This window comes from Pandoraea vervacti (genome assembly GCF_000934605.2).
GTDB classification, from domain to species: Bacteria; Pseudomonadota; Gammaproteobacteria; order Burkholderiales; family Burkholderiaceae; genus Pandoraea; species Pandoraea vervacti.
The window spans coordinates 3,958,675-3,971,788 of sequence record NZ_CP010897.2 but is presented as its reverse complement, the minus strand read 5'-3'; the positions used below and the strand labels follow the sequence as shown (position 1 = coordinate 3,971,788).

Sequence of the window (13,114 nt, the reverse complement as noted above, 5' to 3'; positions counted from 1 at the left end):
TGCTCAAATTGTGATTTCGCGCGCGTGCATGCGATAGCGGAAGGTGTCGGGATTGAGGCTGTCGAGCCGGGCACTTGCCACTTCACCGTTCGGGTACATGAGGAAGGGCACGGCGCTCGTGTGCGTGCCGTGCGCGCCGGGCAACGGGATGTCGGCGCCGTGATTGAACGCGACCCAGTTCATTTCCCATTGGCCGAACAGCATCGCGCGCGCCGCGCGAACGCGCAGATCGTCGAGCGGCAGGCCGCCCGGGACTTCTTCGAGCACGACCTTGCGCACGTCCGCCGGATCGACCGGCACCCAACCGTAGCCGGCCGCATAGAACTCCGCGCGACAATGCTGGGCGCGCGTCACGTCGCCTGCCTTACCGAGGCTGTTGAAACCGTGACGCGACGTTGCGACGCGCACGCCGTACGCGTCGCGCGCGGGAATGCCGACCGAGCGCGCCAGGGCGGTAAAGAGTGCATTGATGTCGGCGCACTTGCCCGCGAGATCTCCCGTGGTGAGCATATAGCGCACGTCGCCCGTGCCGCAGCCGCGCACGGAACCCTCGCGGCGACAGTTCTCCACGATCCACTGATAAATGGCGCGCGCCTTGTCGACGTCGCCCTTTTCGCCACGCGTGATTTTCTCGGCGGTCTCACGCACCAGACCGTCGGTCGGCTGCAACTCGGTCGGCTGGAGATACTGACGCAGCACCGCCGGCGGTTCGTGCGCCGCGTTGGCCGACGGCGGTTGGGACAAGTCGACGCGCCGGTCGCGCGTGGCAAAGGTGTTCGTCAGCGTGACGGTGCGAGCCCCTTGCGCCGCGCCGCCCGGCCACGCCACGGCGAGCATCGGCACGCCAATGCCCGACGCACCGCGGACCATGCGCAGGTCCGCCCTGGCGCCCGGCGCTTCCCAGTGGGCGCCCAGCGCGGTCTGATAGGCGCCGGACGGCGTCATTGCCACGGGCAGCCAGACGTTCGCCGGGCCGTTACCGGCCGGCAGATCGACCTGTGTGGTCAGCTCGAAGGTGCGCCAGCCGTCGGCAGGATTGGGCGTTGCGACGCCTGCGGCGCTCGATGCCGCGCGTGCGGCGCCCGGCAGCAGCGAAGTGGACAGCACGGAGGCGGGCAGGGCGCAAGCGCCCAGAGAAGCGCCCAAAGACAGGAAGCGGCGGCGTTGCATGGTGGTCCCCTTAGGCTTCAGCGCTCACGGCGCACATTGGTTAGAGGGTAAAACAAGGTGAAACGCGGTGTCTTGATGCGACATTCCCGAATGCAGGGACGATGTGAAACGGTAGCATTGGCGCATCGTCCGCCATGTCAAGACTGCAAGACTTCGGGTTTCGAGACATGGCAGGCGCGGCGACACGTCGCAAGACATGGCGATGCGCCAAAGCTGCTTCATAATACGTCGACTTCAAGAAAACGAACACTCACGATCATGACCGCAAACGATGCAACTCAATCGGGCGAAGCCCCGGCAGTGCCGCGTCTGACTTCGCTCTCGCACGGCGGCGGCTGCGGCTGCAAGATCGCGCCGGGCGTGCTGTCCGAACTGCTGGCCCGCAACGATACGCCCCTGCCCGCGCCCGCTGCGCTGCTGGTCGGCACCGAGACCGCCGACGACGCGGCTGTCTACCAGCTCAACGACGAGCAGGCGATCATTGCCACGACCGACTTCTTCATGCCGATCGTCGACGACCCGTTCGACTTCGGCCGCATTGCCGCGACCAATGCGCTGTCCGATATCTACGCGATGGGCGGCAAGCCGATCTTCGCGCTGGCCATCGTCGGCATGCCGATCAACGTGTTGCCGCGAGAGACGATCCGCGACATTCTGCGCGGCGGCGAGTCGATTTGCGCGGAGGCGGGCATTCCGATTGCGGGCGGTCACAGCATCGATTCGGTCGAGCCGATCTACGGTCTGGCCGCGCTGGGCGTCGTGCATCCGAAACGTCTCAAACGCAACGCCGACGCGCAGGCAGGCGACGTGCTCGTACTGGGCAAGCCGCTCGGCGTCGGTGTGATGTCGGCCGCGCTCAAGAAACACCAGCTCGACGAGGATGGCTATCGCCGCATGATCGATGCGACGACGCGCCTCAATCGCGTCGGCCCGGCGCTCGCCGCGCTGCCGGGCGTGCATGCGCTCACCGACGTGACGGGCTTCGGTCTGCTCGGCCACACGCTGGAGATGTGCCGAGGCGCGAACCTTGCAGCCTATTTGCGCATGTCCGACGTGCCGTTGTTCGACGGGGTGCGCGAACTGGCGGACCAGGGGTACATTACCGGCGCGTCCGGTCGCAACTGGGCGTCGTATGGGGCGTCGGTAGCGTTGGGAGAGCGCCTGACGGCGCGCGATCGCGATTTACTGTGCGATCCGCAGACCGCAGGCGGTCTGCTGGTGTCGTGCGCGCCGGGCGCGGTCGACGACGTGCTCGCCGTCTTCCGTGCCGACGGTTTCATCGAAGCGGCCATCGTCGGCGCCATGCGTCCGGGTACGCCGGGGGTGCGCGTCATCTGAGATCAAGCTGCCCGAAGCGACGTATGCGAACCGATGAACGCGACGATGGCTTCGCCGAGCGGTCCGGGCGCGTCGCGATGCGGCGAGTGACCGCAATCGGCCAGCTTCACCACCCTCGCGTGCGGCACGTGCGCGGCAATGCTGTCCATCTGCGCCATCGTGCCGTACTCGTCGTCCTCGCCCTGAATTGCCAGCAGCGGCTTCGAGATGGTAGCCACGGCGCCCACGAGATTCCATTCGCGAAACGCCGGGTTCAGCCAGATATCGTTCCACCCCCAGAACGCGGAATCGACGTCGTCGTGATAGCGGCCGAGCTTGCTGCGCAAATCGGTCGTCTCGTAGACGGTCTTCGTTTTGGCGATGCTCTCGACCGATACGTCCTCGACGAACAGATGCGGCGCGAGCACGATCGCCCCCGCGAGCCGGTCGGGGAACGCGGCGGAGAACAGCAGCGAGATCGAGCCGCCGTCGCTGTGCCCCACGAGCCACACCCGATCCGCCTCGTCCGGCCCGACGCCCACCGCGTCGAGAAACGCAGGCAGCACCTCGCGCGCCTGGCGGTGCATGAAGTCCACCGGCCAGGCTTCGTCGTGCGGTCGCGGGGTCGAGCGGCCATATCCGTTGCGTGAGTACACGAGACCGCGATAGCCGCCCGCGTCGCACAACTGCTGCGGCCAGTCCTTCCACATGGCGACGGAGCCCAGCCCCTCATGCAGGAAGACCAGCAACGGCGCGTGCGTGCGCTCGCGATTGAGCCATCGATACTCCAGCGAGAGCGCGCCATGCGAGGGCGTCTCGATCCGGGCGAACTGTACGTCCGACATGCTATGGGTGTCTCCTAGAGCATTTCACGTAGCTTGAAGCGTTGCACCTTACCGGTGGCCGTCTTGGGCAGATCGTCGACGAACACCAGCTCGCGCGGGTATTTGTGCGGGGCCAGACGTGCCTTGACGAAGGCCTTCAACTCGGCGGCCATCGCGTCGGTGGCGTCGAGCCCCGGCTTGAGCACGACGAACGCCTGTGTCTTGGTGAGGCCATTGTCGTCGCGTCCCACGACGCCCGCCTCGAGCACCGCATCGTGCTGCATCAGCACCATCTCCACTTCGATGGGCGAGACGTACTGGCCGCTGACCTTGAGCATATCGTCACTGCGTCCCGCATAGACGTAATACCCATTGGGCAGGCGCTGGTACTTGTCGCCGCTCTTGAGCCAGTCGCCGAGGAATGTCGAGCGTGACTTCTCGCGGTTGCACCAGTACATGAGCGCCGCGCTCGGCCCCTTGATGTACAGGTCGCCAATCTCGCCATCGGGCACCGGCTGGCCGTGTTCGTCGCGCAGTTCCACCGCGTAACCCGGCACCGGCTCGCCTGTCGTGCCATAGGCCACGCGGCCCGCGCGATTCGACAGGAAGATGTGCAGCATTTCGGTCGAGCCGATGCCGTCGAGAATTTCCGCGCCGAAGTGCGCGGTGAAACGCTCGCCGATCTCGCGCGGCAGCGCTTCGCCGGCCGACGTGCACAGACGCAGCGCCACGTCCTCGCGCGCGGGCAGATGCGGCGAGGCGAGCAGCGTGGCGTAGAGCGTGGGCACGCCGTAGAAGATCGTGGGGCGATGCTGGCGAAGACGCTGCGCCACGGCCTCGGCCGTGGGACGCTCGGCCATCAGCACGACGCTTGCACCGCCCGAGAGCGGGAACGTCAGTCCATTGCCCAGTCCGTAGGCGAAGAAGAGCTTGGCGGCGGAGAAGACAATGTCGTCCTCGCGAACGCCCAGCACGTGGCGACCGTAAGTCTGCGCCGTCCAGTACAGATTCGCGTGCGTGTGGACGGTGCCTTTGGGCTTGCCGGTCGAGCCGGAGGAATACAGCCAGAAGGCGATGTCGTCGGCCGCCGTATCGGCGGGCAGGGCGCTGGGCGGGCCGTCGACGAGCGCATCGAACGTGGGCAATGCGCTCGCCGCGTCGGTTTGCGCCGCAATCGGTTGCGAGACGATGCAGGGCGGCGGCGTAGTCGTCTCGCCGACCTTGTCGAGCGCGGCCTGGACCGTCGGCATCAGCGCGCCGGAGGCGATCACGAGCTGCGCCTTGCTGTGCGCGATCATGTACGCATAGTCGTCGGCGGTGAGCAGTGTGTTGACGACCACCGGCACCACGCCCGCGTAGAGCGCGCCGAGGAACGCAACCGGCAGGTCGACCGTGTCGAGCATGATGAGCAGGATGCGCTCCTCGCGATGCACGCCCGCGCGCACGAGGCCTGTGGCGAAGCGTCGGCTTTGCTCGGCCAGTTCGCCATACGTCAGCGTTCGCGTGTCGTCGAGATAAGCAGTCTTGGCGGTGCGCTCACGGTTGAGCGCCTCCAGATGCGCAGCGAAGTTGAAGTTCGCCGGCGGTGGGGTGAGTACGGCTTGCATGTTGCCTCCGGTGGATCACCACGCGGCCTGCACCCGCAAACGGATAAGCGGGCGGGCACGCGTGGCGTGAGTTCTTTTCCGCGCTCTGACGGCGCCTCGTTGAATCACCTTGACTGCGACGGCTTGCGGCTACTGCGGGGTTGATACTGGATAACACGGCCCGCGATGCGCGAGCCATAGGGTCGGATGGTTCGATGCTCGGATGGTCCGATTACCGAGGCAGTTCGACAGCGTCCTGCGTCAGCGCTTCGACGAGGGCCGCCGGGCCCTGAACGGCCGAGCGCACGTGGTAGAAGCGCAGCGCGCGCAGGCCGCCGAGTTCTTCGCCGCCACCGGCGCGTCCCGGGCCGCCGTGCAGCGACTGAGGCATCACGTTGCCATGGCCGGTTTGCGTCTTCGCCACCGACGGATCGACGGCATGCACGCGACCGTGCGCATCCGCCAATGCGATCGCAGGGGCACGCATGGCGGCGGCGTCATTGCCATACAACGAGACGACGAGCGAGCCCTGCCCGCGTCTGGCGAGCGTCACGGCGTCGTCGAGGTCGCGATAGCCCACGAGTGTCGCCACAGGGCCGAAGACTTCCGTGTCGTGAATGCGGTTGCCTGCCGCGCCGTCACGCAGGCCCAGCAGCACGGGCGCCACGCAGGCGCTGTTCGCCTCGGCATCGACGAAAGCGGCTTCGCGATTGCCGTCGTAGAGCGTTTGCGCTTCCGATTGCAACTCGGCGATGCCTTCGAGCACGGCGCGTTTCTGGGCGACGCTCACGAGCGAGCCCATCGTCACCGTGTCATTACGCGGGTTGCCCACTACCGTCTTCGCCAGCCGCTCGACAATCGCGCTCGCCGCAGCATCGAAATACGCGACGGGCACCATCGCGCGGCGAATCGCCGTGCACTTCTGTCCCGACTTGACCGTCATCTCTCGCGCCACTTCGCGCACGAACTGATCGAATGCGGCGGTGCCCGGCGAGGCGTCCGGCAGCAGGATCGCGCTGTTCAGACTGTCCGCTTCCACGTTGATGCGTGCGGAGCGTTCGGTGAACGCCGGATGTGCGCGCAGCGTGGCGGCAGTGCTGGCCGAGCCGGTGAAGGAGACGACGTCGAACGGGCCGATACGGTCGAGCAGTCCGGCGGCGCTGCCGCAGATCACCGACAGGCTGCCGGGCGGCAGGATGCCTGCTGCGACAACGTCGGTCACCATGCGCTGGGTGAGCCAGGCGGTCGAGGTCGCCGGTTTGACGATCACGGGCACGCCCGCGAGCAGCGCCCCGGCCGCCTTCTCCCACAGTCCCCACGACGGGAAGTTGAACGCGTTGATGAAGAGCGCAACGCCCGGTGTCGGCCGTAAAACGTGGCGCACGGCGAACGAGGCGTCTTTGGCGAGCGGCACGGCGGCGCCGTCGAGCAACAGGTGCGCGTCGCCTAGCGACGCACCGAGCTTCGCGTAAGTGGAGAGCGTATAGATGGCGCCGTCGATGTCCACGGCGGAGTCGGTTGCGACCGTTCCCGAATTGGCGGCGGCAATCGCATAGTAGTCGTCGCGATTCGCTTGCAACGTGGCAACGATCTGCGAGAGTCGTTGCGCACGCTCACCGTACGACAGCGCACGCAGCGCCGGACCGGCCGTCTCGCGTGCGAAGGCGAAGGCCGCGTCGAGGTCGAGCCCGGCGCTCGAGACGTAGGCAAGCGTGTCGCCCGTGACGGGATCGGTCAGCGTGGTGCGCTCACCGTCGCCGGCCACCCATTGGCCAGCGACGTAATTTTCCAGCAAGGCAGCAGTACTCATGTCCATCAACCTGAAGCGAGCAGAAGACCCAAATGGCAAAGGTGCACGTGTAGCGATGACGGCTTACGCGTTGCGCGTGAACTCGATCGCGCCATCGGGCAGGAGGTACAGCACGAGGGCGCGCCCTTGAGCGACCGTTGGCCGATGTGCCGTGCCCGGGCCGTACACGCACCAGCCAGCGGGGTGACCATCGAAGGTCGCACCCGGCGTGAGCGGCATGATCAGGTCGATCTCCCCATTGGGATGCACATGATGCGGACCCGCCAGATCGGCCATGTCGACGACATCGACGGAAAAGCCGTGCGTGTCGGGCGTGGGCTTGATGACGCGGCCGTAACGAATGCCGCCGCCTTCGCGATTGCACAGCCAGCCTTCGGCCACGCCGGTGCGGCACGCCTCGGCGAGCGCTTCATAACCCGGGGAGCCGGCGCCATACCGGGCGTTGAGCCAGTCGGCGAGCGAGGCGTCGAGCGCGCGAGCGTCGAGTTGACGGGTCACCTCGGCAATCAGCGCCTGAAATTGGGGCACATCCATCCATGTCTCCTGGGGACGTCGCAGTGGCGATACCGTTCGCGCCGACCGACGAGGCCTGAATTCCTGCAGGCCGGCATCGTCACTTCCATGCCCTGTCGTCAGCGCGAGCGCCGCTCGGCGCACTGTCTGTTGAGCGATTGATATGACGCCGATCAATGACGATGCACAGGACACCCGGCTCGCGTTTGCTTTTTTATCGACGCATGGTGAAAATTAGAGCATGCAAATTTGGCTGTCAAGCAATATATTACATGTTATCTGCTTCGAGGACTTCCTCCGATGAATAAGAGTGCGCAAGCCGATGGGGTGCCGACGGCCCGTGGCGCCGGTGACAAGGACCCGTTCCTGGTAGCGCTGGGCGAGCGTGTCCGTACCCTGCGCGCCCGTCGTGGCCTGACGCGCAAGGCGCTGGCGCTGGACGCAGGGGTCTCGGAGCGCCATGTGGCCAATTTGGAGTCGGGCGTCGGGAACGCCTCCGTCCTGTTTCTGCGCCAGCTTGCACAGGCACTAAATTGCACTTTGGCGGAAATCGTCGGCGACGAAACGACGTCCTCCGCCGAGTGGCTGCTCATTCGCGAGATCCTTCATGGCCGCGACGGCGAAGCACTGACGCGGGCGCGGCAGGCGCTAAGCGAATTGTTCGCGGGCAGTGAGCGCGACCCCGACCGGCGCGGGCGTATCGCGCTCATCGGCCTGCGCGGCGCAGGCAAGTCGACGCTGGGCCGCATGCTGGCCGACGACATGCATGTGCCGTTCGTGGAACTCAACCGCGTGATCGAGCAACTGGCCGGTTGCCCGCCGTCCGAGATCTATTCGCTATATGGCGCAACGGCTTACCGACGCTATGAATTGCGGGCGCTCGAAGCGGTGGTGGCCGAGCATCCGCGTGCCGTGATCGCCTCGCCGGGCGGCATCGTGAGCGACGCTGCGACATTCAACTTCCTGCTCACGCATTGCTATACGGTGTGGCTCCAGGCGTCGCCGGAGGAGCACATGAAGCGTGTCGTGGCGCAAGGCGACCTGCGTCCGATGTCGGGCAATGCGGAAGCGATGGACGACCTGAAGCGCATTCTGGCCGGGCGCACGGACTTCTACGCCAAGGCCGACATGAGTTTCGACACCGGCGGAAAAGCCCTCGCAGACGCCTACCTGCAACTGCGCGGACGCCTCGCAGTGCAACTGTCGTCCGACTAAGGGATGTCATTCTGCAAAATAATTCATTTTTATTTCGGTAAACGGTTGACGGTGGGTTTGTGCTGCACTATATTGCAATTCAACAAGATCATTATTCGAGTTGGAGGCAATCATGTTCGGCAAACCCCACGTCGACTACCGTACGGACCCCACGCAGTACAAGCACTGGAAACTGAGCTTCGACGGCTCGGTGGCAACGCTTGCCATCGACATCGCGGAAGACGGCGGCATTCGTGAAGGCTACAAGCTCAAGCTCAATTCGTACGACCTGGGCGTGGACATCGAACTGCATGACGCCATCCAGCGCATCCGCTTCGAACACCCGGAAGTCAAGACGGTGGTGGTCACGAGCGCCAAGGACCGCGTGTTCTGCTCGGGCGCGAACATCTTCATGCTGGGCCTCTCCTCGCATGCGTGGAAGGTCAACTTCTGCAAGTTCACCAACGAAACGCGTAATGGTCTGGAGGACTCCAGCCGTCACTCGGGCCTGAAGTTCATTGCCGCCGTGAATGGCGCTTGCGCCGGCGGCGGTTACGAGCTTGCGCTGGCATGCGACGAGATCTATCTGGTGGACGACCGTTCGTCGTCGGTCGCATTGCCGGAAGTGCCGTTGCTGGGCGTCTTGCCGGGCACCGGCGGCCTCACGCGTCTGACCGACAAGCGCCATGTGCGCAACGACCGTGCGGACATCTTCTGCACCATCGTCGAAGGCATTCGCGGCGAGCGCGCCAAGCAATGGCGTCTCGTGGATGAAGTGGTCAAGCCCGCCCAGTTCGCGCAGGCCGTGGCGGCCCGCGCGGCGGAACTCGCGCAAGGCAGCGACCGTCCGGGGGGCAAGGGCGTGACGCTCACCCGCATCGAGCGCACCGACGAGCCGGACGCGATCCGCTACGAATTCGTGGAAGTGGAGATCGATCGCGCGAATCGTACCGCCAGCGTTACGGTTCGGGCGCCGAAATCTGCGCCGCCGTCGGACATCGCCGGAATCGAAGCGGCCGGCATCCACTGGTGGCCGCTCAAGATGGCGCGCGAACTCGATGACGCCATTCTCAACCTTCGCACCAACGAGCTCGACATTGGCACGTGGCTGCTGCGCACGGAAGGCGATGCGAAGCATGTGCTTGCCGCCGACGCGTCGTTGCTCGCCCATCGGGATCACTGGTTCGTGCGCGAAACCATCGGCATGCTGCGCCGCACGTTCGCGCGTATCGATGTGTCCTCACGTTCGCTCTTCGCACTGATCGAGCCGGATTCGTGCTTTACCGGCACGCTCGCCGAATTCGCGTTCGCCGCCGATCGCACGTACATGGCTTCGCTGCCTGCGAGCGAAGAGGACGAGCCGGCCATCACGCTCAGCGAAGTCAACTTCGGCCTGCTGCCGATGGTGACCGATCAATCGCGTCTGGCGCGTCGCTTTTACGAAGATGCCGCCGAACTGGAGGCCGTGCGCGCCACCATTGGCCGCCCGGTGCGTCCGGACGAGGCGGAGCGACTTGGACTGGTCACCGCAGCCGTCGACGATCTCGACTGGCCGGACGAAATCCGTATCGCCATCGAAGAGCGCGCGGCCATGTCGCCCGATGCGCTCACCGGCATGGAAGCGAACCTGCGCTTTAACGGCAAGGAGACGATGAACACGCGCATCTTCGGGCGCTTGTCCGCATGGCAGAACTGGATCTTCATCCGTCCGAACGCCGTGGGCGAGAAGGGGGCGCTAAAGGTCTACGGCAAGGGCAACAAGGCGCAGTTCGATCTGAACCGCGTTTGACACAGGCAAGCACCGGCAGGCACCGGCAGACACCGGCACGTACCGACACCCTGGTGGCGCGTCGTCACCGGGCGACGACGCGGCCGACGTGACGAGACGACACGTTTTCCAAAGCATACGCACGAGACACGAGGATTCCCACGATGACTTCGATCAACTACAGCGAGAAGATCCCCAACAACGTCAACCTCTCGGACGACCGCACGCTGCAACGCGCGCTCGAACAGTGGCAGCCGAATTTTCTGTCCTGGTGGGGTGACATGGGTCCGGAAGGCTCGCATGGGTTCGACGTCTATCTGCGCACGGCGGTGAGCGTCGATCCGAGCGGCTGGGCGCACTTCGATCACGTGAAAATGCCGGACTATCGCTGGGGCATCTTCCTCACGCCGGGCGAGGCCGATCGCAAGATCCACTTCGGCGAGCACAAGGGCGAAGCCGCGTGGCAGGACGTGCCGGGCGAGCACCGCGCGAACCTGCGCCGCATCATCGTCACGCAGGGCGACACGGAGCCGGCATCGGTCGAGCAGCAGCGTCACCTCGGGCTGACCGCGCCGTCGATGTACGACCTGCGCAACCTGTTTCAGGTGAACGTGGAGGAAGGCCGTCACCTGTGGGCCATGGTCTACCTGCTGCATCGCTACTTCGGTCGCGATGGCCGCGAAGAAGCCGAGGCGCTGCTCGGCCGTCGCTCGGGTGACGACGACAATCCCCGCATTCTCGGCGCGTTCAACGAGAAGACGCCGGACTGGCTGGCGTTCTACATGTTCACGTACTTCACCGACCGCGACGGCAAGTTCCAGCTCTCGGCGCTGGCCGAGTCCGGCTTCGATCCGCTGGCGCGCACTACGAAGTTCATGCTCACCGAAGAAGCGCATCACATGTTCGTGGGCGAGTCGGGCGTCTCGCGCGTGATTGCCCGCACCGCGCAGGTCATGAACGAACTGAAGACGGACGACGTCTCGAAGTTGCGCGCCGCCGGTGTGATCGATCTGCCGACGATTCAGCGTTACATCAACTTCCATTACTCCGTGACGATCGATCTGTTCGGCGCGGACCAGTCGTCGAACGCGGCGATCTTCTACAGCTCCGGTCTGAAGGGGCGCTATGAAGAGAGCAAGCGCGACGACGATCATCAACTCAATGGCCAGATGTATCGTCTGCTCGACGTGGACAACGGCAAGCTCGTGGAGCGCGAGGTGCCGATGCTCAACGCCATGAACGAAGTGCTGCGCGACGACTACATCAAGGATTCGGTGGCCGGCGTGAACCGTTGGAACAAGGTGCTGGAGAAGGCGGGCATCGACTTGCGCCTGACGGTGCCGCACAAGGCGTTCAATCGTCAGATCGGTACGTTCGCGGGCGTGCGCGTTTCGCCGGACGGTCGTGTCGTGAGCGAGGCCGAATGGGCCGCCCATGAGCGCGAGTGGTTGCCGTCGTCGGAGGACCGCGCGTATGTCGCGTCGCTCATGGGGCGCGTGACCGAGCCGGGCAAGTTCGCGAACTGGATCGCGCCGCCCCCGCTGGGCATCAACCGCCAGCCGATCGACTTCGAGTACGTGCGTTTCAACTAAGCGGCCGCAAGCGCCATCCCCACAAGGAGACAGCATCATGAACGGCCCCGTTCCGGTCGAAGTCCTGAGGCAGCATCTGATCGATCCGGAGATCTGCATTCGCTGCAATACCTGCGAGGAGACGTGTCCGATCGACGCGATCACGCACGACGAGAACAACTACGTTGTGCGCGCGGACACATGCAATGGGTGCATGGCGTGTATCTCGCCCTGCCCGACGGGGGCCATCGACAACTGGCGCGACGTGCTCAAGGCCGAAGCCTATCCCGTCGACGAACAGCTCACGTGGGACGAACTGCCCGTGCAGGACGACGCGCTTGCCGGGCAGGGCTCGATCGGCGAGGCGGCGCAAGGGGCGCAAGGGGCGTCCAGCGGCGGGGCGGGCGCCGGGACGAACGGCATGACGGCCGAGTCGTCGGCGCCGGTCATTGGCGGCTCGGACCTGGTACGGGGCTCGGTGGTGCCGCCGTGGTCCGCCGCGAAGCCGTACGTCAATCTATACAACCACAAGGCGCCGGTGCAGGCGAGCGTGGTGGGCAACTATCGTGTGACGGATGCGAGCACCGAGAGCGACATCCACCACATCGTGCTGGACTTCGGCAAGCAGCCGTTCCCGGTGCTCGAAGGGCAGTCCATCGGCATCATTCCCCCGGGCACGACGGCCGACGGGCGAGCGCATCACGCCCGGCAATACTCGATTGCGTCGCCGCGCGACGGTGAGCGTCCGGGCTACAACAATCTGGCGCTGACGGTCAAACGCGTGACGAAGGACCATCAGGGGCAGGCTGTCGGCGGCGTGTGCTCGAACTATCTGTGCGACCTGAAAAAGGGCGACGTGGTGAACGTGATGGGGCCGTTCGGCAGCACGTTCCTGATGCCGAACCATGCCGATTCGCATCTGCTGATGATCTGCACGGGCACGGGGGCGGCGCCGATGCGGGCGATGACGGAGTATCGCCGTCGGCGCCGCATGAAAGGTGCGACCGGCAAGCTGATGCTGTTCTTCGGTGCGCGCACGCAAGGCGAGTTGCCGTACTTCGGGCCGCTGTTGAATCTGCCGAAGGACTTCATCGATACCAATCTCGCGTTTTCGCGCACGCCGGGGCAGCCCAGGCGCTACGTGCAGGACGCGATGCGCGAGCGCGCAGCAGATGTCGCCGCGTTGCTGCGTCACGATCACACCTACATCTACGTGTGCGGGTTGAAAGGCATGGAAGACGGCGTGCTGCAAGTGCTGCAAACCATCGCGGGCGAAGCCGGCCTGGACTGGCAGACACTCTGGCAGCGGATGAAGACGGAAGGGCGTCTGCATCTGGAGACTTACTGACGGTGAGGGGCAG

Annotated in this window: 10 protein-coding genes; 5 read left to right on the top strand and 5 right to left on the bottom strand. The window is 65.3% G+C overall.

What is annotated here, in order from left to right; genetic code table 11:
• Positions 1–3: 3 nt before the first annotated feature.
• On the bottom strand, positions 4–1,170 hold the full coding sequence (locus UC34_RS17220) for a transglutaminase-like domain-containing protein (RefSeq protein ID WP_044456529.1): 1,167 nt from the start codon (positions 1,168–1,170) through the stop codon (positions 4–6).
• Between the two features lie 258 nt (positions 1,171–1,428).
• On the opposite strand from UC34_RS17220, the gene selD reads away from it, so the two are divergent.
• Entirely contained in the window at positions 1,429–2,508 is a 1,080-nt protein-coding gene (selD, locus tag UC34_RS17215; RefSeq protein WP_044456528.1) for a selenide, water dikinase SelD, read from the top strand.
• Between the two features lie 2 nt (positions 2,509–2,510).
• Here selD and UC34_RS17210 read toward each other — a convergent pair whose 3' ends face one another.
• From UC34_RS17210 to UC34_RS17195, 4 genes are all read right to left on the bottom strand, one after another.
• On the bottom strand, positions 2,511–3,332 hold the full coding sequence (locus tag UC34_RS17210) for an alpha/beta fold hydrolase (RefSeq protein WP_044456527.1): 822 nt from the start codon (positions 3,330–3,332) through the stop codon (positions 2,511–2,513).
• Positions 3,333–3,346: 14 nt separating this feature from the next.
• The gene (locus UC34_RS17205; protein WP_044456526.1) at positions 3,347–4,918 is read right to left on the bottom strand and encodes a benzoate-CoA ligase family protein; all 1,572 of its coding nucleotides are present in this window, start codon (positions 4,916–4,918) and stop codon (positions 3,347–3,349) included.
• 211 nt (positions 4,919–5,129) lie between these two features.
• A complete protein-coding gene (locus tag UC34_RS17200; protein ID WP_044456525.1) occupies positions 5,130–6,713 on the bottom strand; it encodes a 3,4-dehydroadipyl-CoA semialdehyde dehydrogenase in 1,584 nt (527 codons plus the stop codon).
• A gap of 57 nt (positions 6,714–6,770) precedes the next feature.
• Positions 6,771–7,241, bottom strand: coding sequence for a DUF4863 family protein (locus tag UC34_RS17195; protein WP_044456524.1), 471 nt, complete (start codon positions 7,239–7,241; stop codon positions 6,771–6,773).
• A gap of 279 nt (positions 7,242–7,520) precedes the next feature.
• Between UC34_RS17195 and UC34_RS17190 the strand changes: the two genes are divergently transcribed.
• From UC34_RS17190 to boxA, 4 genes are all read left to right on the top strand, one after another.
• On the top strand, positions 7,521–8,435 hold the full coding sequence (locus tag UC34_RS17190; protein ID WP_044456523.1) for a helix-turn-helix transcriptional regulator: 915 nt from the start codon (positions 7,521–7,523) through the stop codon (positions 8,433–8,435).
• A 112-nt stretch (positions 8,436–8,547) separates the two neighbouring features.
• The gene (boxC, locus tag UC34_RS17185) at positions 8,548–10,203 is read left to right on the top strand and encodes a 2,3-epoxybenzoyl-CoA dihydrolase (protein ID WP_044456522.1); all 1,656 of its coding nucleotides are present in this window, start codon (positions 8,548–8,550) and stop codon (positions 10,201–10,203) included.
• A gap of 143 nt (positions 10,204–10,346) precedes the next feature.
• The gene (gene boxB, locus UC34_RS17180; RefSeq protein ID WP_044456521.1) at positions 10,347–11,774 is read left to right on the top strand and encodes a benzoyl-CoA 2,3-epoxidase subunit BoxB; all 1,428 of its coding nucleotides are present in this window, start codon (positions 10,347–10,349) and stop codon (positions 11,772–11,774) included.
• A 37-nt stretch (positions 11,775–11,811) separates the two neighbouring features.
• On the top strand, positions 11,812–13,101 hold the full coding sequence (gene boxA, locus UC34_RS17175; RefSeq protein WP_044456520.1) for a benzoyl-CoA 2,3-epoxidase subunit BoxA: 1,290 nt from the start codon (positions 11,812–11,814) through the stop codon (positions 13,099–13,101).
• Positions 13,102–13,114 lie beyond the last annotated feature (13 nt).

Coding starts and splice junctions, on each gene's coding strand:
- UC34_RS17220 (WP_044456529.1), bottom strand. CDS start 1,170: ATGCAACGCCGCCGCTTCCTGTCTTTGGGCGCTTCTCTGGGCGCTTGC.
- UC34_RS17190 (WP_044456523.1), top strand. CDS start 7,521: ATGAATAAGAGTGCGCAAGCCGATGGGGTGCCGACGGCCCGTGGCGCC.
- UC34_RS17205 (WP_044456526.1), bottom strand. CDS start 4,918: ATGCAAGCCGTACTCACCCCACCGCCGGCGAACTTCAACTTCGCTGCG.
- UC34_RS17210 (WP_044456527.1), bottom strand. CDS start 3,332: ATGTCGGACGTACAGTTCGCCCGGATCGAGACGCCCTCGCATGGCGCG.
- selD (WP_044456528.1), top strand. CDS start 1,429: ATGACCGCAAACGATGCAACTCAATCGGGCGAAGCCCCGGCAGTGCCG.
- boxA (WP_044456520.1), top strand. CDS start 11,812: ATGAACGGCCCCGTTCCGGTCGAAGTCCTGAGGCAGCATCTGATCGAT.
- UC34_RS17195 (WP_044456524.1), bottom strand. CDS start 7,241: ATGGATGTGCCCCAATTTCAGGCGCTGATTGCCGAGGTGACCCGTCAA.
- UC34_RS17200 (WP_044456525.1), bottom strand. CDS start 6,713: ATGGACATGAGTACTGCTGCCTTGCTGGAAAATTACGTCGCTGGCCAA.
- boxB (WP_044456521.1), top strand. CDS start 10,347: ATGACTTCGATCAACTACAGCGAGAAGATCCCCAACAACGTCAACCTC.
- boxC (WP_044456522.1), top strand. CDS start 8,548: ATGTTCGGCAAACCCCACGTCGACTACCGTACGGACCCCACGCAGTAC.